The 24,272-nt window shown below is 55.7% G+C and carries 23 protein-coding genes and 1 tRNA gene; 20 read left to right on the forward strand and 4 right to left on the reverse strand.

Annotated features, from left to right (window positions below; genetic code table 11):
* Positions 1–256: 256 nt before the first annotated feature.
* From potA to P0G09_RS02890, 8 genes are all read left to right on the forward strand, one after another.
* Positions 257–1,303, forward strand: coding sequence for a spermidine/putrescine ABC transporter ATP-binding protein (potA, locus tag P0G09_RS02855; protein ID WP_097771994.1), 1,047 nt, complete (start codon positions 257–259; stop codon positions 1,301–1,303).
* 10 nt (positions 1,304–1,313) lie between these two features.
* Positions 1,314–2,129, forward strand: coding sequence for an ABC transporter permease (locus P0G09_RS02860; RefSeq protein ID WP_097771254.1), 816 nt, complete (start codon positions 1,314–1,316; stop codon positions 2,127–2,129).
* Complete coding sequence (locus tag P0G09_RS02865; protein WP_097771081.1) at positions 2,129–2,977, forward strand: ABC transporter permease; 849 nt, start codon at positions 2,129–2,131, stop codon at positions 2,975–2,977. Before P0G09_RS02860 ends, P0G09_RS02865 begins: the two co-directional genes overlap by 1 nt.
* Complete coding sequence (locus tag P0G09_RS02870) at positions 2,974–4,206, forward strand: spermidine/putrescine ABC transporter substrate-binding protein (protein WP_005932819.1); 1,233 nt, start codon at positions 2,974–2,976, stop codon at positions 4,204–4,206. Before P0G09_RS02865 ends, P0G09_RS02870 begins: the two co-directional genes overlap by 4 nt.
* A 79-nt stretch (positions 4,207–4,285) precedes the next feature.
* On the forward strand, positions 4,286–5,005 hold the full coding sequence (locus tag P0G09_RS02875; RefSeq protein ID WP_275251868.1) for an acyl-ACP thioesterase domain-containing protein: 720 nt from the start codon (positions 4,286–4,288) through the stop codon (positions 5,003–5,005).
* A gap of 503 nt (positions 5,006–5,508) precedes the next feature.
* On the forward strand, positions 5,509–7,023 hold the full coding sequence (locus P0G09_RS02880; protein WP_275251869.1) for an IMP dehydrogenase: 1,515 nt from the start codon (positions 5,509–5,511) through the stop codon (positions 7,021–7,023).
* A 268-nt stretch (positions 7,024–7,291) separates the two neighbouring features.
* Positions 7,292–8,809, forward strand: coding sequence for a nicotinate phosphoribosyltransferase (locus P0G09_RS02885; protein WP_098922425.1), 1,518 nt, complete (start codon positions 7,292–7,294; stop codon positions 8,807–8,809).
* Between the two features lie 180 nt (positions 8,810–8,989).
* Positions 8,990–9,073: transfer RNA gene (locus P0G09_RS02890), tRNA-Leu, on the forward strand.
* Positions 9,074–9,168: 95 nt separating this feature from the next.
* On the opposite strand, the gene P0G09_RS02895 is transcribed toward P0G09_RS02890, so the two are convergent.
* Positions 9,169–10,023, reverse strand: a complete 855-nt coding sequence (locus P0G09_RS02895; RefSeq protein ID WP_117476216.1) for an ATP-binding protein — start codon at positions 10,021–10,023, stop codon at positions 9,169–9,171.
* An 18-nt stretch (positions 10,024–10,041) separates the two neighbouring features.
* Positions 10,042–11,169: a cysteine desulfurase family protein gene (locus tag P0G09_RS02900; RefSeq protein ID WP_275251870.1), complete on the reverse strand. Its 1,128-nt coding sequence runs from the start codon at positions 11,167–11,169 to the stop codon at positions 10,042–10,044.
* Positions 11,170–11,475: 306 nt separating this feature from the next.
* On the opposite strand from P0G09_RS02900, the gene P0G09_RS02905 reads away from it, so the two are divergent.
* The 6 genes from P0G09_RS02905 to P0G09_RS02930 all read left to right on the forward strand — a co-directional run bounded on the left by P0G09_RS02905 (position 11,476) and on the right by P0G09_RS02930 (position 15,865).
* Positions 11,476–12,837: a uracil-xanthine permease family protein gene (locus P0G09_RS02905; RefSeq protein WP_275251871.1), complete on the forward strand. Its 1,362-nt coding sequence runs from the start codon at positions 11,476–11,478 to the stop codon at positions 12,835–12,837.
* Positions 12,838–12,971: 134 nt separating this feature from the next.
* A complete protein-coding gene (locus tag P0G09_RS02910; RefSeq protein WP_035394078.1) occupies positions 12,972–13,523 on the forward strand; it encodes a ferritin family protein in 552 nt (183 codons plus the stop codon).
* 133 nt (positions 13,524–13,656) lie between these two features.
* Positions 13,657–14,427, forward strand: coding sequence for a heparan-alpha-glucosaminide N-acetyltransferase (locus P0G09_RS02915; protein ID WP_275251872.1), 771 nt, complete (start codon positions 13,657–13,659; stop codon positions 14,425–14,427).
* 161 nt (positions 14,428–14,588) lie between these two features.
* Positions 14,589–15,005: a flavodoxin gene (locus tag P0G09_RS02920; protein WP_097771090.1), complete on the forward strand. Its 417-nt coding sequence runs from the start codon at positions 14,589–14,591 to the stop codon at positions 15,003–15,005.
* Between the two features lie 284 nt (positions 15,006–15,289).
* Positions 15,290–15,649: a nitrous oxide-stimulated promoter family protein gene (locus P0G09_RS02925; RefSeq protein WP_097771985.1), complete on the forward strand. Its 360-nt coding sequence runs from the start codon at positions 15,290–15,292 to the stop codon at positions 15,647–15,649.
* Between the two features lie 57 nt (positions 15,650–15,706).
* On the forward strand, positions 15,707–15,865 hold the full coding sequence (locus P0G09_RS02930) for a DUF1540 domain-containing protein (protein WP_097771984.1): 159 nt from the start codon (positions 15,707–15,709) through the stop codon (positions 15,863–15,865).
* A gap of 70 nt (positions 15,866–15,935) precedes the next feature.
* Here the strand turns inward: P0G09_RS02930 and P0G09_RS02935 are convergent, their stop codons facing one another.
* Entirely contained in the window at positions 15,936–16,550 is a 615-nt protein-coding gene (locus P0G09_RS02935) for an HAD family phosphatase (protein ID WP_275251873.1), read from the reverse strand.
* 135 nt (positions 16,551–16,685) lie between these two features.
* Here P0G09_RS02935 and P0G09_RS02940 point away from each other — a divergent pair, with 135 nt between their 5' ends.
* The 6 genes from P0G09_RS02940 to P0G09_RS02965 all read left to right on the forward strand — a co-directional run bounded on the left by P0G09_RS02940 (position 16,686) and on the right by P0G09_RS02965 (position 22,415).
* Positions 16,686–16,979 (forward strand): YlmC/YmxH family sporulation protein, encoded by a 294-nt coding sequence (locus P0G09_RS02940; protein ID WP_156068266.1) that lies wholly within the window; start codon positions 16,686–16,688, stop codon positions 16,977–16,979.
* A gap of 134 nt (positions 16,980–17,113) precedes the next feature.
* Positions 17,114–19,066 carry an LTA synthase family protein gene (locus P0G09_RS02945; protein WP_275251874.1) on the forward strand — a complete coding sequence of 651 codons (1,953 nt, stop codon included), beginning with the start codon at positions 17,114–17,116 and terminating at the stop codon, positions 19,064–19,066.
* 202 nt (positions 19,067–19,268) lie between these two features.
* Positions 19,269–19,988, forward strand: coding sequence for a 30S ribosomal protein S2 (rpsB, locus tag P0G09_RS02950; RefSeq protein WP_035394088.1), 720 nt, complete (start codon positions 19,269–19,271; stop codon positions 19,986–19,988).
* A 54-nt stretch (positions 19,989–20,042) separates the two neighbouring features.
* On the forward strand, positions 20,043–20,966 hold the full coding sequence (tsf, locus tag P0G09_RS02955; protein ID WP_275251875.1) for a translation elongation factor Ts: 924 nt from the start codon (positions 20,043–20,045) through the stop codon (positions 20,964–20,966).
* 191 nt (positions 20,967–21,157) lie between these two features.
* Positions 21,158–21,850: an alpha/beta hydrolase gene (locus P0G09_RS02960; protein ID WP_275251954.1), complete on the forward strand. Its 693-nt coding sequence runs from the start codon at positions 21,158–21,160 to the stop codon at positions 21,848–21,850.
* Between the two features lie 19 nt (positions 21,851–21,869).
* Complete coding sequence (locus P0G09_RS02965) at positions 21,870–22,415, forward strand: GNAT family N-acetyltransferase (RefSeq protein ID WP_275251876.1); 546 nt, start codon at positions 21,870–21,872, stop codon at positions 22,413–22,415.
* A 91-nt stretch (positions 22,416–22,506) separates the two neighbouring features.
* On the opposite strand, the gene P0G09_RS02970 is transcribed toward P0G09_RS02965, so the two are convergent.
* Entirely contained in the window at positions 22,507–24,234 is a 1,728-nt protein-coding gene (locus tag P0G09_RS02970; protein ID WP_005932856.1) for a carbon starvation CstA family protein, read from the reverse strand.
* Positions 24,235–24,272: the final 38 nt, after the last annotated feature.

Here is a 24,272-nt window from a genome sequence, read left to right on the forward strand (position 1 = left end):
CGTTTCACTCCCGCGCTGTGCGAATTCTTGGTACAGCGCGGGATTTTTTTGCGCCGGATGTAAAGTTTCGGCAAACCTCGACAGAGTGATTGACATTTCAGTTCGGATTGTTTATGATAGGCGATGACAGGGCAGAATAACTGCACAATATTACGGATGTCATGGATGTTGTGCGGGGCTGGGTCGCCCTGGTACGAAGGATGGGGTGGATGCCCTGTCTTTTTTCGTATCTGAGTTTAAGGAGGAAAAGTAAAAAATGGACAACTCGGTGATCGTTTCACTGCGCGATATCGTGGTGGAATTTGACGGTCAGCGCATTCTGGATGGGCTGAACCTGGACATCCATGACAAAGAGTTCGTAACGCTGCTGGGTTCTTCCGGCTGCGGCAAGACCACCACCCTGCGCCTGATCGCAGGCTTCCTGGAACCCAACGCGGGTCAGGTGCTGCTGAAGGGCCAGGATATTACCGGTGTGCCCCCCTATAAGCGTCCGGTGAATACCGTGTTCCAGAAGTACGCGCTGTTCCCGCACCTGAACGTGTTTGAGAATGTGGCCTTTGGCCTGCGCCTGAAGAAGATGGACGAAGAGACCATCCGCCGCAAGGTGCGCGATATGCTGGAGGTGGTCGGCCTGAAAGGCTTTGAGCGCCGCAGCATCGGCCAGATGTCCGGCGGCCAGCAGCAGCGTGTTGCCATTGCCCGCAGTCTGGTCAACGAGCCTGAGATCCTGCTGCTGGACGAGCCTCTGGGTGCACTGGACCTCAAGCTCCGCAAGGAGATGCAGCTGGAGCTCAAGCGCCTGCAGCGTGAGATGAACATCACCTTTATTTATGTTACCCACGATCAGGAAGAGGCCCTGACCATGTCCGATACCGTCGTTGTGATGAACGGCGGCAAGGTGCAGCAGATCGGTACCCCCGAGGATATCTACAACGAGCCTAAAAATGCCTTTGTGGCGGATTTTATCGGCGATTCCAACATTGTGGACGGCGTGATGCACCGCGACTTCCTGGTCTCCTTCTCGGGTGTGCAGTTCCCCTGCGTGGACCGCGGCTTTGCCCGGGAACAGAGCGTTCAGGTGGTGGTCCGCCCCGAGGACATTGAAGTGGTCAGTCCCGTGGAGGGTCAGCTGGTGGGCGTGGTCAATGATGTCATCTTCAAGGGCGTTCACTTTGAGATGCACGTTGAGTGCGAGGGCCGTGAGTGGCTGATCCACTCCACCCGCGCCTGCACCCCCGGTGAAACCATTGGTATGCGCATCGGCCCCAACGAGATCCATATCATGGCACGTTCGGAGGGCTGAATGGGAAATGATGAAAATTTACGATAAGAAGCTGGCCTATCCTTATTTTATCTGGATGGTGCTGTTCACGGTGGTTCCGCTGATCATCGTGGTTTATTATGCCCTGACCGATGGCAGCGGCAATTTCACCATTGCCAATCTGACCAGCGTCAGCGGCTACGGCTCCGTGTTTGCCCGCAGCCTGCTGCTGGCCCTTGTGGCTACCGTGATCTGCTTGATCATTGCATTTCCGGTGGGCTATTTCCTGTCCCGCCTGCGGGTGAACAAGCAGCATATCATGCTGATGCTGGTCATGCTGCCCATGTGGATGAACTTCCTGCTCCGTACCTATGCCTGGATGGGCCTGCTGAGCATCAACGGCCCTGTGAACGCGGTGCTGGGCTTTTTTGGCCTGGGCCCCTATACCATGCTGAACACCTCCGGCGCGGTAGTGCTGGGCATGGTGTATAACTATGTGCCCTACATGATCCTGCCCCTCTACACCAGTATGACCAAGATCGATCAGAGCCTGGTGGAAGCGGCACAGGATCTGGGAGCCTCCACCACCCAGACCCTTTTCCGGGTGCTCATCCCCATGAGCGTGCCCGGCATCAGCACCGGCATCACCATGGTGTTCGTTCCGGCGGTGTCTACCTTTGTCATCAGCCGTATGCTGGGCGGCGGCTCCAACCTGATGATCGGCGACCTGATCGAGATGCAGTTCCTGGGCAACAGCTACAACCTGAACGTCGGCTCGGCCATGAGCCTTGTGCTGATGATCATCGTCCTGCTCTGCATGAGCTTCACATCCAGCTTTGATGAAGATGAAATGGAGGGCGTGTCCTGATGAAAACGAAACATCTGCGCCTGATGCAGCGGGCCTACGTCATCCTCTTTTTCTGCTTCATGTACCTGCCCATTGCCTATATGATCGTGTTCAGCTTCAACCAAAGCAAGGGCTACGCACTGTTCACAGGCTTTACCCTCAAGTGGTACACCAGCCTGCTCCATAACTCTGCCATCCTGAGCGCTTTGCGCGTCTCACTGGAGGTGGCCCTCATCTCTGCGGTCATTGCAACGGTTCTGGGCACGGCGGCCTCGCTGGGCATTGCGTCCATGAGCCGCAAGAGCCGCCTGGTGATCACCAACATCACCTATATCCCGGTGGTCAACCCGGAAATCATCACCGGTATTTCCCTGATGCTGCTGTTTGTGGCTTACCAGCGCTTTGCCGAGGGAGTCTCCTGGCTGCCCGACACCATCATGGGAATGCCCACGCTGCTGATCGCGCATATCGCCTTCAATGTGCCCTATGTCATCTTCAACGTGACCCCCAAGCTCAAGCAGCTGGACATCAAGCTGTATGAGGCAGCTCTGGATCTGGGCTGCGACCCCAGGCAGGCGTTCTTCAAAGTCATCCTGCCTGAGATCAGCCCGGCCATCCTGTCGGCCTTCCTCATCTGCCTGACCTACTCCATCGATGATTTTATGATCTCCTATTTCAACTGCGGCACGGTGGAGACCCTGCCCATTGCCATCTATTCCATGACCCGAAAAAAGGTCAGCCCGGAGATCTACGCTCTGTCCACCATCATGTTTGTGGTGATCCTGACCATCATCCTCATCTCCAATGCCATGGAGAGCCGGGAGTACCGCCGGGATCAGAAGGCACTGAGAGGGGAGGACGTAAAATGAAACGTTTTGCTGTTTTGCTGCTGACGCTGGCTATGGCGTTCTGCTGTGCTGCGCCCGCTTTTGCCGCCGGAACCATTGAGGTGACCGAGGACGTTTCGGTCTCGGACGATTACGATTGGACCCGCTTTCAGGGCCAGAATCTCACCCTGAACGTTTACAACTGGGGCGAATACATCTCCAACGGCTCCGATGACAGCGTGGATGTGGTGGCCGCCTTCGAGAAGCTTACCGGCATCAAGGTCAACTACACCACCTTTGATTCCAACGAATCCATGTACGCCAAACTGAAATCCGGTGCGGCCAACTACGATGTGGTCATCCCTTCGGATTACATGGTGGCAAAGATGATCGCCGAGGGGATGCTTGCACCGCTGGATTACAGCAACATCCCCAACTCCCAGAACATCGATGCGGTCTACCGTGATCCGGATTATGACCCCACCAACGCCTATACCGTGCCCTATATGCTCTGTACCACCGGCATCATCTACAACACCACCATGGTGGAGAATGCCCCCACCAAATGGGCTGACCTGTGGGACGAGCAGTACGCGGGCAACATCCTGATGTTCAACAACAGCCGTGATGCCTACGCCATTGCGGCGTTCAAGAACGGTACCAGCATCAACCCCGAGACCCCGGAAGAGGTGGACGAGGTGGTGGAGACCCTGAAAGCGCAAAAACCGCTGGTGCAGGCCTACGTTATGGATGAGATCTTTGATAAGATGATCGGCGGCGAGGCAGCCATCGGCGTGTATTACTCCGGCGATGCCATCACCATGATCGATGATAACCCGGATCTGGCCTGGGTGTTCCCGGAGGAGGGCAGTGTGCTGTCGGTGGACTGCATGGCGGTGCCTGCCACCAGTGAGCACAAGGAAGCTGCGGAGATGTTCATCAACTTCATGTGCGAGCCGGACATCGGAAAGGCCAATGCGGAGTATATCGGCTATACCACCCCCATGCAGAAGGTGTGGGATATCCTGGACGAGGACCTGAAGTACAGCGAGATCGCATACCCCTCTGAGGAAGTGGAAGCCAAGGAAAAGGTGTTCACCGCCCTGAGCGATGAGGTCAACAACGAGCTCGACGTAAAGTGGAGCGAGATGAAGAGCTACAATGAGGGCGGCAGCGGCGTTGTGTTCCTGATGCTGCTGCTTGCCATGGTGGCGCTGGCCTGCTTCAACATCTGGCGCAAGCTGCGCAAAAAGACCCGGAATCAGTATTGAGAAGAAAGGGCCCTCTCCGTCAAAGCCTCTGGCAATGCGAAGCAATGACGGAGAGGGTCCTCTTTTGGAAAGGAAACGTATGAATCAATATACCTATCATACAACTGTCCTGAACGCAGACGGCGACTTCCGCCGGATGATCAAGCCCAGCGCCCTGTTCCGCTATGTGGAGCAGGCGGCGGCAGACCACGCCCGCGCCTACGGCATGGACGATGCTTTTTTCAAGGCGCACCACACGGCGTTTCTGGTGGGCAAGCAGGCGGCGCAGATCACCCGGATGCCCCTGCGTGCCGAAAAGCTGACATTTGTTACCGCCTGTGAGCCGTGCAAGAAGGGTTCGATGAAGCGGCTGACCCGCATTCTGGACGAAGCAGGGAAGGAGTGTGCTCTGATCGACAGCCGGTGGATCATGGTGGATACCGACCGTGAGTGCATCCTGCGCCAGCCCTCCTGGCATACGCCCGGTTACTGGAACGAGGATCTGGAAGGGGAGCTGCCCCAGCTGGTGCACAAAGCAAAGGAACTGACCTGTGCGGGCGGCCGGACAGCCAGCTACTCCCTGTGCGACCTGAACGGCCATGTGAACAACGCCTGCTATCTGGACATTGCCTGCGATGCCCTGCCGCTGGAGGTGGTCAAGGGCGGGCCGTTGAAATTCGTCTCCGTCAAGTACCACCGGGAGATCCCGCTGGGCAGTCAGGTCGAGGTGTTTTATGCGCCCTCGGCCGATGGCTGGTATGTGGTGGGCCGCCGCGAAGAGCACGCCGCGTTTGAATGCTACCTGGAATTTACAAAATAAATCCGGAAAAATTACAATTATGTTACAAAATCTGCGAAAAAGGTCTTGCAAAACGGAAACAAAAGAGTTACAATATAGTTACAGAAAGCGATGAGCGCTTTTTGAGACTGAAATCTTTTTCTTCTTGTTGAATAAGAGATATCGGGTGCAGGGCCTTCTCCTCCTCCGGCTGTTCTCCTTCACAGCTGTCGGCACTGTACCGCACAGGCGGTATCTCGCTTCGTGTGCAAAAAAGTCCGTCCGGTTTTCCGGTACGGACTTTTTTGCATTCTACTTTGTGCCAGAAAACCTGCCTGTCAGGCCGAAAAGTATGACCTTGCACGTTTTTGGTGGTCAATTTTACTGTTTTTCCGCAAAGGACAGTTCTAAAGTTTGTTGCCACTGGGGTTTGTATTCTGACGGGGTTTGTGGTAAAGTATAGTCAATCAATTTATAAGCAGCAAACATGAATTATTTTGATGCTGGCCCGTTGTTGATGCGTTAAGAAAAAAGGAGTTTAGAGTATGGCTTATTTCTATGAAGAACCTTCCCGCACCTTTGGCGAGTACCTGCTGGTTCCGGGTTATTCCTCTGCAGAGAATGTCCCCACGGCAGTCAGCCTGAAGACCCCGCTGGTCAAGTACCGCAAGGGGGAAGAGGCCTGCCCGCTGGAAATGAACATCCCCATGATCAGTGCCATCATGCAGTCGGTCTCCGGCGATAAGCTGGCCATTGCACTGGCACGTGAGGGCGGTGTGTCCTTCATCTACGGCTCCCAGAGCATTGAGAACGAGGCTGCCATGGTGCGCCGCGTCAAGAGCTATAAGGCCGGTTATGTGGTCTCCGATTCCAACCTGGCTCCTACCGCCACCCTGCACGATGTGCTGGAGCTCAAGGCCCGCACCGGCCACTCTACCATTGCTGTCACTGCCGATGGCACTCCTCACGGCAAGCTGATGGGCATTGTGGCCTCCCGTGATTACCGTGTCAACCACACCCCCGATGATGCTTCCGTTACCACCTTTATGACTCCCATCGAGAAGCTGGTCACCGCACCGGAGAATACCTCCCTGCACGACTGCAACAACATCATCTGGGACAACAAGATCAACACGCTGCCGCTGGTGGATGCTGAGGGCAACCTGAAATACTTCGTGTTCCGCAAGGACTACGATTCCCACAAGAAGAACGTCAACGAGCTGCTGGATGCCAACAAGAGCTATGTGGTCGGTGCCGGTATCAACACCCGCGATTATGCCCAGCGTGTGCCCGCACTGGTCGAGGCTGGCGTGGATGTGCTCTGCATCGACTCCTCCGAGGGCTACTCCGAGTGGCAGAGCCGTACCATCGCCTGGATCCGTGAGCACTACGGCGACACCGTGAAGGTGGGCGCAGGCAACGTTGTGGATGCCGAGGGCTTCCGTTTCTTGGCAAAGGCCGGTGCAGACTTCGTCAAGATCGGCATTGGCGGCGGTTCCATCTGCATCACCCGTGAGACCAAGGGCATCGGCCGTGGCCAGGCCACCGCAGTCATTGAGGTCGCAAAGGCCCGTGACGAGTACTTCAAGGAGACCGGCATCTATGTGCCCATCTGCTCCGATGGCGGCATCGTCCACGATTATCACATCACTCTGGCTCTGGCCATGGGCGCTGATTTTGTCATGTTGGGCCGCTACTTCGCACGCTTTGACGAGAGCCCCACGAACAAGGTGCGCATCAATGGCCAGTATATGAAGGAGTACTGGGGCGAGGGCTCCAACCGTGCCCGCAACTGGCAGCGTTACGACCTGGGCGGTTCCACCAAGCTGAGCTTTGAGGAAGGCGTGGACAGCTATGTTCCTTACGCAGGTCCTCTGGCCGATGGTGTCCAGACCACCCTGTACAAGGTCAAGAGCACCATGTGCAACTGCGGCGCACTCTCCATCCCCGAGCTGCAGCAGAAGGCCAAGCTGACTGTGGTTTCCTCCACCTCCATCGTGGAGGGCGGCAGCCATGACGTTGTGCTGAAAAATGCGACCCCCAATATTATAAACGGCTGAGCCTGAACAGGCTTGCAGGGCCGCTCCCGGAGCTTTCGGGGGCGGCCCTTTTGGCAGTACCCAAAAAAGATTTTTCTTTCTGCACGCAGGAAATTTACAAAAGCACTTGCACCCGGGCGGCAAAGATGCTATCATGGTACAAACGTCCTGTCAAGACAGGGTGCTGGCCCACGCACTGCTGGAACAAAGGCAGGGGGAGAAGGGGCTGTTTTTTCAGCAGCGGCAAGGCTTTTTCGCTGCTGCGAAGTACAAGGAGAGGAAACTTTTCATGGACGAGATCAAAGTTGTTCCGTACATTCCGGACGAAGATTATGATAACCCTGCCATGGTGGTGGATTTCTACGAATTCACGATGGCAAACTGCCTGTTCCTGCACGGCTTTAAGAACACCACCCTTGTGTTCGATATGTTCTTCCGCAAGAACCCGGACAACATGGGTTACTCCATCAGCGCAGGCCAGCGCAAGCTGACCCGCTTCCTGCTGAATTATCACTTCAACGAGCAGGATATCCGCTGGCTGCGCACCAAGGGTATGAGCGAGGAATTCTGCGAGTATCTGCGCACCTATAAGTGGAAGGGTGATATGTACGCTCTGCCCGAGGGCACGGTTTGCTACCCCCATGTGCAGATGGTCCGCATTGAGTGCGACCTGGTGGGTGCGATTCTGATCGAGACCTACCTGCTGCAGACGATGAACTTCCACAGCCTGATTACCACCAAGGCGACCCGTGTGACCGGCCTGAACACCCATACGCCCCGCAGCGTCATGGAGTTTGGCACCCGCCGCGCACAGGGCGAGAGCGCAGGTAATGATGGCGCGTATGCCGCTGTTCTGGGCGGCTGCATCGGCACTGCCAACTGCTTGGCTGAGATGAAGTATGGCTCTGAGGTCAAGGCGGTTGGCACCGTGGCACACAGCTTCATCGAGTTCTTCCCGACGGAGTTTGATGCCTTCAAGGCCTTTGCGGATACCTACCCGGATTCCGTCAGCCTGCTGCTGGATACCTACAACATCATGGAGAGCGGCCTGCCCAACCTCATCAAGCTGGACGACTACCTGATCGAGAAGTACCCCAATGACCCCAACCGCCGCGTCAAGAGTGCCCGTATCGATTCCGGCGATCTGGCCCGTGGATCCAAGCGCCTGCGCAAGGCACTGGATGCCGCAGGCAAGCCTTATATCAAGCTGGTGGCTTCCAATGGTCTGGACGAGCGGAAAATCGCCAACATGGAGCTCTATGAGCACGCTCATTTTGATTCCTATGGCGTGGGCGAGAATCTCATCACCTCCGCTTCTGACCCTGTGTTCGGCGGCGTGTATAAACTGGTGGCGGTCAAGCTGCCGGATGGCACCTATCAGCCCAAGATGAAGTGCTCGGATTCTGCCAGCAAGGCCATCATCCCGGGCAAGAAAATGCCCTGGCGGCTCTACGATGAAAATGGTCAGGCCCAGTGCGATCTGATCGCCATGGATGGCGAGGTCATCGAAGCAGGCAAGCCGGTAAAGATGGTTAACCTTGACCCGGATGCCATCGAGCGCACCATTACCATCACCCCCACCAAGGTCAAGCAGCTGCTGGTGCCCCATATCCTGAACGGTGAACTGGCCATTGAACTGCCCGGCATTGCTGAGAAAAAGGCCTATATCGCAAAGCAGCTGACCGAAGAGACTTGGGAGACCGAGCTGCGTATCGAGATGCCGCATAAGCACTATGTCAATATGACCCCCGCTGTGGCCGAGTGCCGCGCCAAGATGTATTCGGAACTGCATGGCGGAAAGGTGTAACTTGACAAAGCAGGGTTTCTATTGTATTATAATAGCCGTTGTGTGAATCTTACATGTTTTGATACATGTTTGCAACTCCGTAACGATGGACTTGTGATAAATGTTTGACTCATCACCTGTTATTCCCGGCTCTCTGTGAATGTCCAGAGCAGCAGGGCTTTGTAAGCCGGGTTTCTATGCGCCACTGTGGTGAAATTGGCAGACACGAGGGACTTAAAATCCCTTTCTGGAGACAGAGTGCGGGTTCAAGCCCCGCCGGTGGCATAAAAAATCCCCTTCAGCGTAAGCTGAGGGGGATTTTTTACTGTTGTATCGCGTACAAAGTGTGATTCTGCGCAGGCAGAAATGCCGGATGCAGCTCAGCGGTTTTCCATAGCATTGAATCGTTCCAGGAAGCTGTGATCCACACCCTCGGATCGATAGCCCGGCATGGTATCAATGGCAACATTGTGGATGCTGCGGAAGATGCTGTTTTCGATATTGGGATTGTCGCGCTTCAGGCGGCGAAGCAGGATCTTGATCTCCTGCCGCTTGGAACCACCGCCGCCGTTGTCGCACATGGTGCAGTTCTCAGTAAAGCGGCAGGCACACTGGATGAATTCCAGATCATTGTAGCGCTTCCAGGCCAGGATATCTTCTTCCCGGATGCAGTACATGGGGCGGATCAGGGTCATGCCGGGGAAGCTGGTGCTGTGGAGCTTGGGCGGCATGGCCTGCATCTGGGAGCCGTAGAACATGCTCATCACGGTCGTCTCAATGACATCGTTGAAGTGGTGGCCCAGCGCGATCTTATTGCATCCCAGCTCCTTGGCCTTGCTGTACAGGTGGCCGCGCCGCATCCGGGCACAGAGGTAGCAGGGGTTCTTTTCGGTGTTGTTGGCAACGGAAAAGATGTTGCTCTCGAAGATGGTCACCGGAATGTGCAGCAGCTCGGCATTGGACTCGATCTTCTGGCGGTTGATCTCATTGTAGCCGGGGTCCATCACCAGAAAGACCAGCTCAAAGGGAACATCGCTGTGCTTCTGCAGTTCCTGCATCAGCTTTGCCATCAGCATGGAGTCTTTGCCGCCCGAGATGCAGACAGCGATCTTGTCTCCCTCCTGTACCAGCTCGTAGCGCTTTACCGCCACGATAAAGGGGGTCCACAGCTCCTTGCGGTATTTCTTGATGATACTGCGTTCGATCATCTGATAAGGTTCAAGCTCACGTTTCATGTTGGTTCCTCTTTTTATTTAATGTACGGCGGTCAGCTCACGGTAGCAGACATCGAACGCCTGCAAAAAGGCTTTGATCTCGTCCTCGGTGGTCAGATGGCTCAGACTGATGCGCCAGGAGGACAGTGCGTTGCGGCGGTCGCGGCTGACCGCAAACACCGCACGCGAAGGCAGACCATCCGAAGAGCAGGCTGACTTGACCGAGACGCAGACCCCTTTGGCATCCAGCTCCCGCTGGAACACGGTGCCCTTGACATTACGGACGCTCAGATTCAGTACATGAGGGATGGCGTGTTCCGGGCTGTTGATGCGCACCAGCGGATATGTGCTGAGGGCGGCGCGGAGCTCTGCATTCAGCTTTGCCACATGGTCAACGCGTCCGGGCAGGTCAGTGACGGCAAAATCAAGCGCACAAGCCAATGAGGAGGCCAGCGCCACAGTGGGGGTGCCGCTGCGGTAGATGGTGGTACTCTCGCCGCCATGGATGAGAGGCTCAAGCGCCAGATTCCGCCGCTTGATCAGCAGGCCGATGCCGTTCAGTCCGTAGAATTTGTGGGCCGTCAGGCTCATGGTGTCCACGCCCTCAAAAGAAACGGGGATCTTACCCACAGCCTGGGTCGCATCCACATGCAGGTGACAGTGAGGGTATGCTTTCAGGATGGCGGCGATCTCCTGTACAGGCTGCACCACACCCAGCTCACTGTCCACCAGCGTTACGGCAACGCAGATGGTATCCGGGCGAAGCAGATCCTTCAGGTGCTCAAGATCCACGGTGCCGTCCTGTTTCACGTCCAGCAGGTCGATCTCATACCCCTGTTCCTGTAATGCCGTCAGGGTGCCGCTGACCGAAGAATGTTCCAGCGGAGTGGAGATGATGTGCCTGCCCGCATGGCGGGAGAGACGGGCCAGCCCCTTTAAAGCAAAGTTGTTGGCTTCGCTGGCACCGGAGGTATAGATGATCTCGGCTGGCTGAACGCCCAGCAGAGAGGCGATTTTGATGGTGGCAGCATCGATCTCTGCCTTGGCGGCAGAGCCTGCCTGGTGGTAAGAGTTGGCGTTGCCGATGCAGCGGCGCTCCACGGCACAGAACTGCTCCAACACCCGCGCATCCACCGGGGTGTTTGCAGAATAATCCAGATAGATCATAACATTCCTCTTGAAATACAAATCAATTCAATAGGTTATATTATAGTGCGGACAGGGGCATATTTCAAGATGTCCGGCCAAAAAGCTGAGAGAAACTACGGCAAACGGATTGCATCCGGGCAGGGTTTCTGGTATACTTTATAAAGTCAGACAGGGAAGGGGAGAGCAAAATGTTTCGTTCGACTTTGCGGAGCGCGTGTTTTGCCTTCCGGTCCCGTTTTTTGAATCTGCTCCAGAAGATTGAGGCACTGCCGTTGCTGCGGCAATGCCTCTTTTTTTGGGCAGCGATGAAAGGAGAACTTCTCTATGAGTGAAAAGATCGATTACTCCAAGGGCATTTACGATGCCCGGCAGCTCGGCACCGGACGGATGCTGATCCTGGGCTTGCAGCACATGTTTGCCATGTTCGGCGCAACTGTGCTGGTGCCCCTGCTCACCGGCCTGAGCGTTTCCACCACTCTGCTCTGTGCCGGTCTGGGCACCCTGCTGTTCCACCTTGTCACCAAGGGCAAGGTCCCGGCCTTCCTTGGCTCCTCGTTTGCTTACCTGGGCGGTTTTTCCATTGTAGCCCCCATGCTGGCTGACGCAGACGGCAACCTGACCGTTGTCAATACCAAAATGCTGCCCTACGCCTGCGCGGGCGTGGCACTGTCCGGCATTCTGTACCTGCTGGTCAGCCTGCTCATCTCCACCTTTGGCATCCGCCGCATTATGAAATTCTTCCCGCCGGTGGTCACAGGCCCCATCATCATCTCTATTGGTTTGATCCTGGCCCCCTCCGCCATCACCAACTGCGAGTCCAACTGGCTGCTGGCTTTTGTGGCCCTGGGCACCGTTATTGTCTGCAACATCTGGGGCAAGGGCATGGTCAAGATCCTGCCCATCCTGATCGGTGTGCTGGTCTCCTATGCTGTGGCTCTGGTCACTGGTGCAGTCAACTTTGAGGCCATTGCCGCTGCCGACTGGTTCGGCATCCCCCTGCACAAGAGTGCCATGGGTCTGTTTGCCATCGACGGCAGCCCTGAGTTCATCAGTGCAATGTTCACCATCATCCCCATTGCGCTGGCAACCATGATGGAGCATGTGGGCGATATCGCTGCCATCAGCGCTACGGTCGGCCACAACTATATCAATGACCCCGGCCTGAACCGCACCCTGATGGGCGACGGCCTTGCCACTGCCATGGCTGGTCTGCTGGGCGGACCCGCCAATACTACCTACGGTGAGAACACCGGTGTTCTGGCCCTGAGCCGCATCTACGATCCGCTCGTCATCCGCATTGCCGCTGTGATGGCTGTGATCCTGAGCTTCAGCCCCAAGTTTGAGGCCGTCATCAACACCATCCCCACCGGCATCATTGGCGGCATCAGCTTTGTGCTGTACGGCATGATCTCCGCGATCGGTGTCCGCAATGTGGTCGAGAACCGTGTGGACTTTACCAACAGCCGCAACCTGATCGTTGCCGCTGTCATCTTGGTCTGCGCACTGGGCTTCAACTCTGTGGGCGGTCTGACCTTCGCTGTGGGTGGTGTCTCCATCAACCTGTCCGGCCTGGCCATTGCCGCTATCGTGGGCATCCTGCTCAACGCCATCCTCCCCGGCAATGACTACGAGTTTGATGCTGCCAACGGTTCCGAAGCTCCGAGCAGCGGCAACCTGCAGGTCTAAAAAATAAATAGGAATAATTCTTAAAATTAGTCTTGACTAATCTAGGAATCATTGCTATAATAGGCTCAGAAGCAAGGCCCCCTGTACCAGAGGAGAGGCCAAGATCATAATGAAAAACAATGGAGGATATTCTTATGAAAAAGTATGTTTGCACCGTCTGTGGTTATATCGCTGAAGGCTCTATCCCTGAGCAGTGCCCTGTCTGCAAGGCTCCTGCATCTGCGTTTGTCGAAAAGACCGGCAACACCTATGTGACCGAGCATGTGGTCGGCATCGGCAAGGCTGAGGGTGTGCCTCAGGAGATCGTTGACGGTCTGCGTGCAAACTTTGAGGGTGAGTGCAGCGAGGTCGGCATGTACCTGGCCATGGCCCGTGTGGCAGAGCGCGAGGGCTACCCCGAGATCGCTGAGGCTTACAAGCGCTATGCCTACGAAGAGGCTGACCACGCATCTCGTTTCGCCGAGCTGCTGGGCGAGGTCGTGACCGACAGCACCAAGAAGAACCTGATGATGCGTGCTGAGGCTGAGTGCGGCGCATGCTCCGGCAAGATGGATCTGGCCAAGAAGGCAAAGGCCCTGAATCTGGATGCGATCCACGATACCGTCCATGAGATGGCAAAGGACGAGGCTCGCCATGGCCGCGGCTTCGAGGGCCTGCTGAAGCGCTACTTCAACGTGGAGCTGTAATTCCTGCATTCTTCTGAACCTGTTATTATAAAGCTGCCGTGCGGTTCCAAAGCTGCACGGCAGCTTTTTTTGCTTGACGGGATCCATGGCAGGGCGTACAATGGAAAAAACATTCCGAAAAAGGGGAAGTCTTATGAAATCAACTTCCACACGCTGTGCGCTGCTGGACGAGCTGCGCGGGCTGGACCTGATCAGCATGATGCTTTACCATGGCATGTGGGATCTGGTTTATCTGTTTGGTGTGCGTGCACCGTGGTATGGCAGCTGGCAGGGAGAACTGTGGCAGCAATCCATCTGCTGGGTGTTCATCCTGCTGTCCGGCTTCTGTCTGCCGCTGGGCCGCCACCCGGTCAAACGAGGCGCGGTGGTGTTTGGGTGCGGCGCACTTGTCACGGCGGTCACGCTGATCTTCATGCCTGCGGGTGCTGTCTGGTTCGGCGTGTTGACCCTGCTGGGCTCGGCTATGATCATCACAGGACTGCTGGAAAAGTGGATGGAAAAGGTGCCCCCGGTGGTCGGCCTTGCAGGGAGCATGTTTCTGTTTTACTTCACCCGCTATGCAGCCGATGGCTATTTGCAGCTGGGCCATTGGCTCATCACACTGCCGGGTTTTCTCTACGCCAACTACTTCACGGCCTATCTGGGGTTTTATCCCTTTGGCTTCTTCTCTACGGATTACTTCCCACTGACCCCGTGGCTCTTCCTGTTCTGGGCTGGTTTTTACCTGCATCATCTGGCAGAGCGAACAGCGCAGAGTCTCCGTCCGCTGCGTCGTTCGGTTTGCCCGCCGCTGGGGTGGCTGGGGCGGAACTCGCTGATGCTATATCTGCTCCACCAGCCGGTGATCTACGGCGTGCTGACGGTGGTGTTCCTGTTGCTGCGCCGGGGTGGAGGAGCGCTCTGAAAAATTCTGCAAAAGGTTCTTGACAAGGAGCCCGCCCTGTGGTATTCTTTTGGTGGTTAGAAAAGCCTAACCAAATTGTTCTGTCTTATGTCAGGCAGAACAATTTCTTGAAGATAAAAGTTAGAATATACTAACCAAAATTGAAAGAGAGGTTCTTCTTTATGAGCAAAGTAGCAGTTGTATTCTGGAGTGCAACCGGCAACACGGAGACTATGGCAAACTGCGTGGCGGAGGGTGCAAACGGCACCATCGTTCCCTGTGGCGAAATGAACGCCGCAAAGCTGGCAGAGTTTGATGCAGTTGCATTTGGCTGCCCCGCAATGGGCGCAGAGCAGCTGGAAGAGAGCGAGTTTGAGCCGATGTTCTCTGATCTGGAGGGCTCCCTGAACGGCAAGAAGATCGCTCTGTTCGGCTCTTATGGCTGGGGCGACGGCCAGTGGATGCGCGACTGGGTCGAGCGTGCACAGGGTGATGGCGCACAGGTGCTCAACGGTGAGGGTCTGATCTGCAACGAGGCACCGGATGAGGATGTTCAGGCTGCCTGCCGCAAGCTGGGTGCAGATCTGGCAGCGTGGTGACCGGATTAGAAGCACATTGCAAAATTTGACAAATGTGGTTTGCTGTGTTAAACTCTAGAAGTTGCGCAGCAGCCCATTTGCCGGACAAACGAACCTGAGAGCAGCAGGGGAACAACAGGGGCTGAACCCGGTCTCCTGCTGTTTTGCTTTTTAGGAAAGGTGGTGTGTATGGAAATGGCTGTTGCTGTTGGAATTACGGCCTGTTTCGCAGTTTTGCGTCACGCGGTGCGTTGCGCGGCTCTGCGGATGGCCCGCAAGGAAAAAATGCAGGAGGAACAGTCCCAATGTCCAAAACCACCCCGGAAGACCTGGCAAAGAAGCGTTCCGACGAAAAAATGCTTGTCAGTGAGATGATCGCGCTCTACTGCCGCAAGCAACATCACACCCTCAGAGGCAGTCTCTGCCCGGAATGCCAGCAGCTGCATGATTATGCGCTGGCCCGCATTGAGCACTGCCCCTTTATGGAGACCAAGACCTTTTGCTCGGCCTGCAAGGTGCATTGCTATCAGCCGGAGATGCGGGAAAAGATCCGCACTGTCATGCGCTGGGCCGGACCCAGAATGCTGCCGGTGCATCCCGTTCTCTCCATCAAGCATGTGATCGTGACAATGAAGGCAAGGCGTGAAGCAAACGCAGGAAAATAAGCAGCCATGTATAATCGCCTGAAGCCGGGGCAACCTAGAGCCAAGGAGGCGATAGAAATGGAAAACACAGGTGTGACCTGCGATGTCTGCGAGTGCCGTCACAATGTGCAGAACTGCAAGTGTGATCTGCCCCAGATCAAAGTGACAGAGCACTGCTCCTGCACCACCCAGCAGGTGGAGACCCCGCACTTCTGCCAGAATTACGAAAAGAAATAATCTGTAATGGCAGAAAACTCCCCGCCCAGCGCCCCAGACAGGGCATGAGCGGGGAGTTTTTGTGTGTAGTTCAGTGGATTGCCACACTGCAGGTAGCAAGGCTGCGCACCAGTGTGCCGACGCTGTCCTTCATCTGGATGCCGGCAAAGCCCAGACGGAAAGCGGTCTGCACATTCTCCAGCCGGTCATCAATGAAAACACTTTCCCCGGCCTTGAGCTGGTATTTGTCCAGCAGGGCCTTATAGATGCGCGGGTCGGGCTTGTTGATGTGCACCTCGCAGGAGGCCACGCCGCCGTCGAACAGGTCCTTGAGGTCGCGCTCAGTCAGAAAATCCAGCACATCCTCGGGGATATTGCTCAGGTAGTAGACACAGTAGCCACGGCTCTTGAGTTTCCGCACCAGCTCCTGCATCCGGCGGCGGGGGCGGAGGATATGCATCCAATCGTCCAGCACGCCCTGCACCTCAAACGCGCGGCCATATTCCTTTGCGCGGGCCAGCATCCGCAGGTTGGCCTCGGAGCGGGTGATAAGCCCTGCATCCAGCAGCTTCCACTCCTCGCTTTCAAAAGTCAGCTGGGAGACCTGCTCCTCTACCTCGGCATTGCAGAAGCGGTCTACCAGGTAGGTCTTGGGGTCGAAATCCACCATGACACCGCCCAGATCAAAGATGATATTTTTATACATCGCTGTTTCCTCAATTCTGTATGGATGTTTCTGCCAGAAAGATTCTGCCCACAGTATAGCACAACTGCCCGCCCTGCATCAAGCACTGTGCCGCCGCATAGGATGAAACAGGCAAACTGCGGGGAGGGGAGCACGATGAAATTCCGGGAGCTGTGCACAAAGGAGATCGTTCAGCTGAGCAACGGGGCCTGCCTTGGCCGCGCCGATGATCTGGAGCTCGATCCGGCAACGGCGCAGGTCAAAAGCCTGCTGCTGCTCGGGCAGCCTCATCTGTTTGGGCTGCTGGGCCGGGACGAGACTCTGGTCATCCCCTGGACGGACATCGAAACACTGGGAGTGGACGCGATCCTGGTCCGCACGGAGCTGCCGGAGCCGGAAGCCAAAAAGCAGGGTTTCTGGCAAAAAATGCGGCACTGGCTGGACGGCTGAAATTTTTCGTGAATTTTTCCTGCATCAGGGTTTGATTTTACAAAAAATCGGATTATAATAGAGAACCGTGAGCGGCAGAGCCTTGCCGCTCCGGTTTAAAATCTGATTTCCGGAAGTGAAAGGAACTTCTCTCTATGAGCGCAAAAAAACATACGCCGCTTTCCCTGCATGGGCTGCGGCTGCTCTTCCCTCCACTGGCAACGCTGGGCATTCTGTTTCTGACAGAGTGGATCGCCCGCGGCAGCCTGACAGGGGAGACCTTTACCCAATACATTTTCCCCCATGCCGAAGCCTATCTGCTGGCGTGGGCCATGCTGTTCCTCAGCTGGCTGGCAGTGGACTGGCTGACCCGGTTTGCACCGTTGGCGACCCTGCTGGCAGCGGTGCTGGGCTGTGCCCCGGCGGCAGTCAATTTCTACACACTGCAGCTGCGCGGCGAGCCCTTCCTGCCCTGGGATCTGATGCAGGTGTCAGAGGCTGCGGGTGTGGCAGCTGCGGCCGGTATCCACATCCAGACCAGCATGGTGGTATCCATTGTTATTATCGTGCTGCTGGTCGTGGTGTCTTTCTTCCTTTATAGAGAGCGACAGAAGCTGAACTGGAAGCCCCGGGTGGCAGGCTTTCTTGCCAGTGCGGCAGCTACCTGCGGCCTGCTCTTTGGCGTGTTCCTGCAGCCTGCCGTGACACAGGCCATTGGCATTGTGCCGGATGCCTGGATGCAGGATCGCTACTACCGCTATTATGGTGTCATCACCAGCTTTCTGACCAATCTGACCAATCTGGAGATCTCCAAGCCGGAGGGGTATTCAGAGGAGGCTGTCAACGAGATCCTGGATGATACCGAAGCTGCACAGAAATATTCCACCGCTCCGCTCTACCCGGAATCTTACGGTGCCACCACCTCTGCGGACGAGACTGTGAAAAAGCCCACCATCATCTATGTGATGGACGAGTCCTACTGGGATGTGTCGGAACTGGAGCAGTACGGTTTCCAGTTTGATACCGATGTCTCTGCCAACCTCCACGTCTTGCAGCAGACCAGTGCCTCTGGTCGGGCGTACAGCCCCAGTTTCGGCGGCGGAACCTGCGATGTGGAGTTTGAAGCGCTGACAGGCTATTCGGCTTCCTTTCTGCCCAACGGCAGCAAGCCCTACCAGCAGCATGTGACCAAGCCCATGTTCTCGCTGCCCAATTACCTCAAGCTGACGCAGGGATATCAGACGGCGGCAGTTCATTGCTTCTGGGCCAAGTATTGGAGCCGGGACACAGCATACCCCAACCTGGGCTTTGACACCTTCCTGAGCCTGGAACAGATGACCCATGTCAACAAGGTGCGCAGGCACTACTGGACCAGCGGTCTGGTCACGGATGACTCCATGGCGGACCAGATCATCCAGCAGTACGAGAAGATGAAGACATCCTCGGATGCACCGGTTTTTCTGCACGCGGTCACAATGCAGAACCATACCAATTATAATAAAGACAACTACCCGGACGATGTGCGGGTGAAGGTGACAGAGCACCCGGCGGGCCTCAAGGCCAGCACCATCGGCGCACTGGAAGATTTTGCGACCGGCATCCGGGATGCCGATGCCATGCTGGGCAAGCTGACCCAATACTTCTCGCAGGTGGACGAGCCGGTGATCCTGGTGTTCTGGGGCGACCATTACAACCCCATTGATTCCAATTATGATGTCTTTACCAGCAGCGGCTATGCCAGTGATTCCAGTGCGGACCCGCGCCTGCACCAGACCACCCTGTTGATGTGGGCGAACTACACCGACAAGCCCGTGGATCTGGGCACCATTGCCGCTTACGATATCTCGCCAGTGATGATGAACCTCTACGGTCTGGAACAGCCGCTTTATTTCCAGCTGCTGAACCGCCAGCTGCAGGTGGCCGACCGCGCCAATACCCGGGGCACGGTGATGAATCTGGACGGCACCACCACCCAGACCCCGAGCTCCCTGCAGGAAAGCTGGAGCCAGAAGCACTGGCTGCTGCAATATGACCTGATGTTCGGCAAGGGCTATGCCCTCAGCCGGATGGGCATGGAGAGCCTGAACAGCACTCAGACGGACGAATAAACAAAAAATACGCGATTTTCTTGTAAAAAACAGAGAAAACCCCTTGCATCACACGCCTGTTTGTGCTATTATTATTTGGCATTACACACGCATCACTATGCCCTTTTGTGCTCTTTCGGGAGTGGAGGGCAGTCCAAGGCCATCCGATATGGCCACGGATCACGGTGTGCGGAGGCAAAACAATATTGGAGGTATTTTTACTATGGCAGTCGTTTCTATGAAGCAGCTTCTCGAGGCAGGTGTGCACTTCGGTCACCAGACCCGCCGCTGGAACCCCAAGATGAAGAAGTATATCTTCACCGAGCGCAACGGCATCTATATCATCGATCTGCAGAAGACCGTGAAGAAGCTGGACGAGGCTTACAACTACGTGAAGGAAGTTGCAGCTGAGGGCGGCGACATCCTGTTCGTCGGCACCAAGAAGCAGGCTCAGGAGTCCATCCGTGACGAGGCTCTGCGCTGCGGCATGCACTATGTCAACGCTCGCTGGCTGGGCGGTATGCTGACCAACTTCCGCACCATCCGTAAGCGCATCGACCGTATGGATCAGCTGGCTAAGATGAAGGAGAACGGCACCTTCGAGCTGCTGCCCAAGAAGGAAGTTGCTAAGCTCGAGCTGGAGATGGAGAAGCTGGACAAGTACCTGGGCGGTGTCAAGAACATGAAGACCCTGCCGAAGGCTATGTTCATCGTTGATCCTCACAAGGAGCGCATCGCTGTTGCTGAGGCCCGCAAGCTGAACATCCCCATCGTGGCTATCGTTGATACCAACTGCAACCCCGACGAGATCGATTACGTCATCCCCGGCAACGACGACGCTATCCGCGCTGTCAAGCTGATCGCTGGCGCTATGGCTGACGCTGTTCTGGAAGGCAAGCAGGGCAACCAGGAGGCTCCCGCTGAGGAAGCTGCCAACGCCTGATTTTTGGCTGTACAGAACAAACCCGTGAAATAACGTGTAAGGGAGACTACAAAAATGGCTATTTCTGCAAAGGACGTTATGGAACTGCGCAAGCAGACCGACTGCGGCATGATGGAGTGCAAGAAGGCTCTGACTGAGGCTGACGGCAACTTCGAGAAAGCTATTGAGATCCTGCGCGAGCGTGGTCTGGCTACTGCTGCCAAGAAGGCAAGCCGCGTTGCTGCCGAGGGTATGGTCTACGCTGACTACTGCCCCAAGTGCAAGGTCGGTGTTGTCATTGAGGTCAACGCTGAGACTGACTTCGTTGCCAAGAACGACAAGTTCGTTGAGTTCGTCAAGGAAGCAACCAAGGTCGTCATGCTGCAGAACCCTGCTGATGTTGAGGCTCTGATGGCTTGCAAGACCGAGGCTGGCGAGACCGTTGACGAGGCTCTGAAGAACCTGATTCTGGTCATCAAGGAGAACATCAAGATCCGTCGTTTCGTCCGTTACGAGGGCGTTTGCTCTGCTTACGTCCACGGCGGCGGCACCCACGGCATCCTGGTCAACTTCGAGACCACCAACGACATTGACAGCAAGGACGAGTTCACTGCTTACGGCAAGGACATCGCCATGCAGGTCGCAGCTGCTAACCCCAGCTATGTCGATGAGGCTTCTGTCCCTGCTGAGGTCGTTGCCAAGGAGAAGGAGATCATGCTGGCTCAGATGGCTGGCGATCCCAAGAACGCCAACAAGCCTGATGCTGTGAAGCAGAAGATGATCGAGGGCAAGATCAAGAAGTTCTTCAAGGAGAACTGCCTGGTCGATCAGGAGTTCGTCAAGGACGGCGATCTGTCTGTTGCTCAGTACACCGCTAAGGTCGCTAAGGATCTGGGCGGCGAGATTAAGATCGTCAAGTTCACCCGTTTCGTGAAGGGCGAGGGCCTGGAGAAGCGTGCTGACGACTTCGCTGCTGAAGTTGCAAGCATGGTGAAGTAATTCAGTCTGACTGAATGAATTTAAGAGCTGTGGTACCTGTAACAGGGTGTCACAGCTCTTTTTGTTTGTGTTTGAACGGGAAGTGTGTTATCATAGGAACAATTACAATGAAGAGAAAGCTGGAAGTGAAGAATCTCGACCAGCCGCTGTACCGGAAAGAAGGAAGGCGGCATCTGACAGGAGATGTTACGATGAAAACACAGAAACTTGGAATCAGCGGTATTCCTGCTTTGCTGTACGGGAAAGAAAGCCGAAAAGTATATCTCTATGTCCATGGCAAAATGGGATGCAAAGAAGAAGCCCTGCCGTTTGCAGAACTTGCCTGCCCAGCAGGATATCAGGTTCTTGCTGTTGATTTGCCCGAACATGGAGAGCGCAGGGGCAGCTCCGAGAAGCTGCTGCCGTGGGTGGCGGTTCCAGAGTTGGAAGCGGTCTATTCCTATGCTGCAGAGCGTTGGAAGAATGTTTCGCTGCGGGCTACAAGTATTGGAGCCTGGTTTTCCATGTTGGCCTTACAGGCAAAGCCTTTGCGGGGTGCTCTTTTGCTCTCACCAGTGGTAGATATGGAAGATCTTATCACCAATATGATGCAGTGGGCAAATGTGAGTGAGGCCCAGTTGAAAGAAGCAGGGGAGATTTCCACGGATTTCGATGAGACGTTGTCGTGGCAGTATCTCTGCTGGGTGAGGGAGCATCCCTACCGCTGGAAAGTGCCCACGCAGGTGCTCTATGGCGCAAAGGATAACCTGACTTCCAGGGCAGTGCTTGAGCAGTTCAAACAACGGACAGGTGCGCATTTGACCATCATGGTAGAAGGAGAGCACTGGTTCCATACCGAGCTGCAATTGGCTGTTCTGCAGGAATGGGAGCGAGCACATATCTGAAAGAAGAGGAGAGAGGAATATGAAGATCGAACCCAGAATGTTCACACTGCCCAACGGGGAAGTGCTGACGGTGCGCAGCTTATGCGCCGATGATGCGGAGGCATTGAGTGCATTCCGCAATGCAATCTACAGCGAAACACATTTTATGGCCCGATACCCGGAGGAAGGAGCGAGTCTGGAAGCGATGCGGAACTGGCTCGCAGGCTTCGTGGAAAGCCCTGTGAACTTTGAGGTGGGCGCTTTTGCCGGGGAAAAGCTGGTGGGGGAGTTTGGTGTTGCACAGGTGCGGCCGCATATCAAATACCGCCATCGTGCCGTAGTAGGCATCTCCGTACGGAAAGATTACTGGGGCTGCGGTCTGGGCAGCTATCTGATGCAGCTGGCCATTGACCAGACCCGTACCAACGGCTTCGAACAGCTGGAGCTGGGGGTGTACAGCGATAACGCCCGTGCCATCCATCTCTATGAGAAGTTTGGGTTTGAGCGCTATGGCATCCAGCCCCGGGCCTTTAAACTGAAAGACGGCACCTACCGGGATGAGATCATCATGGTGAAGATGCTGTGACCTGAAAAGGATAAAATAAAATCTCCCACTGACGGGGTTCGATGTCGTCAGTGGGAGATTTTTATCGTTTTACGGTAAAACCGTGAAAACCTCAGATTTTGGCCTCGCTGTTGTGCTCAGCCTTTTTGTAAGCAGAGAAGGAGTGGAACACAATGTTCAGACCCAGAACGATCAGCAGGACAGCCAGGATCAGCTGCAGGCCGTTGGCAATGAACACGGCACCCCAAGTGGTCTCGCCAGCAGGAATGCTGACAGAAGCGGCGGTGCTGATGGCCTTGACCATGGCGATCAGGCGCTGCACCAGAGCGGTGAAGGTGACGCACAGCATGATGATCAGCGGGGGGAACAGCATCTTGTTGCTGCGGCCGGTGACCTTCAGGAAGACGCACAGAGTGGCCAGAACCAGAGCGCTCAGCAGCTGGTTGGCGGAACCGAACAAAGGCCAGATGTTTGCGTAGCCGATCTTGGTCAGCAGGAAGCCGAAGGCCAGAGTGAGGAAGGTGGAGAAGTAGACGTTGCAGAACAGCTTGCGCCAGCCCTCAGCGTGCTCCATGTCGTCCACACTGAACAGCTCCTGGAAGCTCATGCGGCCGATACGGGCCACAGCATCCAGACTGGTCAGAGCCAGAGCGGAAACACACATCGTCATAAAGACCGTTGCTGCATAAGCGGGAACACCGAACATCTCAAAGAAACCGGCAACACCGCGGCTGAAGATCTGGAACGGGGTGCCTGCAGCGGGGGTGCCGTCCGCAGCAGCGGCAGCACCGGCAACGCACAGGGCCAGAACAGCCAGCAGGCTCTCCAGGATCATTGCGCCATAGCCAACCTTCAGCATATCCTTCTCATTCTCAACGGTCTTGGAAGAAGTACCGGAGGAGACCAGGCTGTGGAAGCCGGAAACAGCACCACAGGCAACGGTGACGAACAGGATGGGGAACATGGTGCCCAGCTTCTCGTTGGTGAAGCCGGTGTAAACGGGCAGATTCATGGTGGGGTGTGCAACGACCAGACCAACCACAGCGCCTGCGATCATGGCAACGAACATGAAAGTGGTCATGTGGTCTCGGGGCTGCTTCAGCAGCCACATGGGAAGCACGGCGGCAAAGAAGATATAAACGAAGGTGATATAGCTCCATGCGGCCTTGCCCAGGATGATGGGCAGATTTGCGCCAATGACAAAAGACAGCACGATGAAGACGATGCTGATGACGCTTTCCTTCCAACCGGAGAAGTTGAACTTCTTCTGGATCAGGCCAAAGACCACAGCGAAGACCATGAACATGATGGAAACCATGCCGGCAGCGCCGTTGGTCTGAGCAGCGTCCACCAGAGCACCGTCCGCGCCATAAGCATTGAAGGTGCCGGCGACCATGTCAGCAAACGCTGCAATAACGATGCCGCAGAACAGCCAGCAGAACAGCAGGAACAGCTTGCGGCCCGTCTTGCCGATATACTTTTCGATCAGCATACCCATGGACTTGCCGTCATTCTTTACAGAAGCATACAGAGCGCCGAAGTCGGTAACGGCACCAAAGAAGATGCCGCCCAGCAGGACCCACAGCAGAACAGGCAGCCAGCCAAAGGCAGCAGCCTGAATGGCACCGGTAACAGGGCCGGCACCTGCAATGGAGCTGAACTGATGTGCAAAAACGGTCCAGCCGTTGGTGGGAACGTAATCCCGGCCGTCCTCATGGACGACCGCAGGGGTCTTGGCGGTGGGATCGATGCCCCACTTGTTTGCCAGCCAGCGTCCGTAGAGGGTGTAAGCACCAAACAGACACACGGCTGCGATCAAAACAATGACCAGCGTGTTCATTTCTTTTACCTCTTTCCTTTGCTTTTCATGCGGCAAAG

Origin of the sequence: Faecalibacterium sp. DFI.5.82 (assembly GCF_029076575.1) — a bacterium.
Lineage (GTDB): Bacteria > Bacillota > Clostridia > Oscillospirales > Ruminococcaceae > Faecalibacterium > Faecalibacterium duncaniae.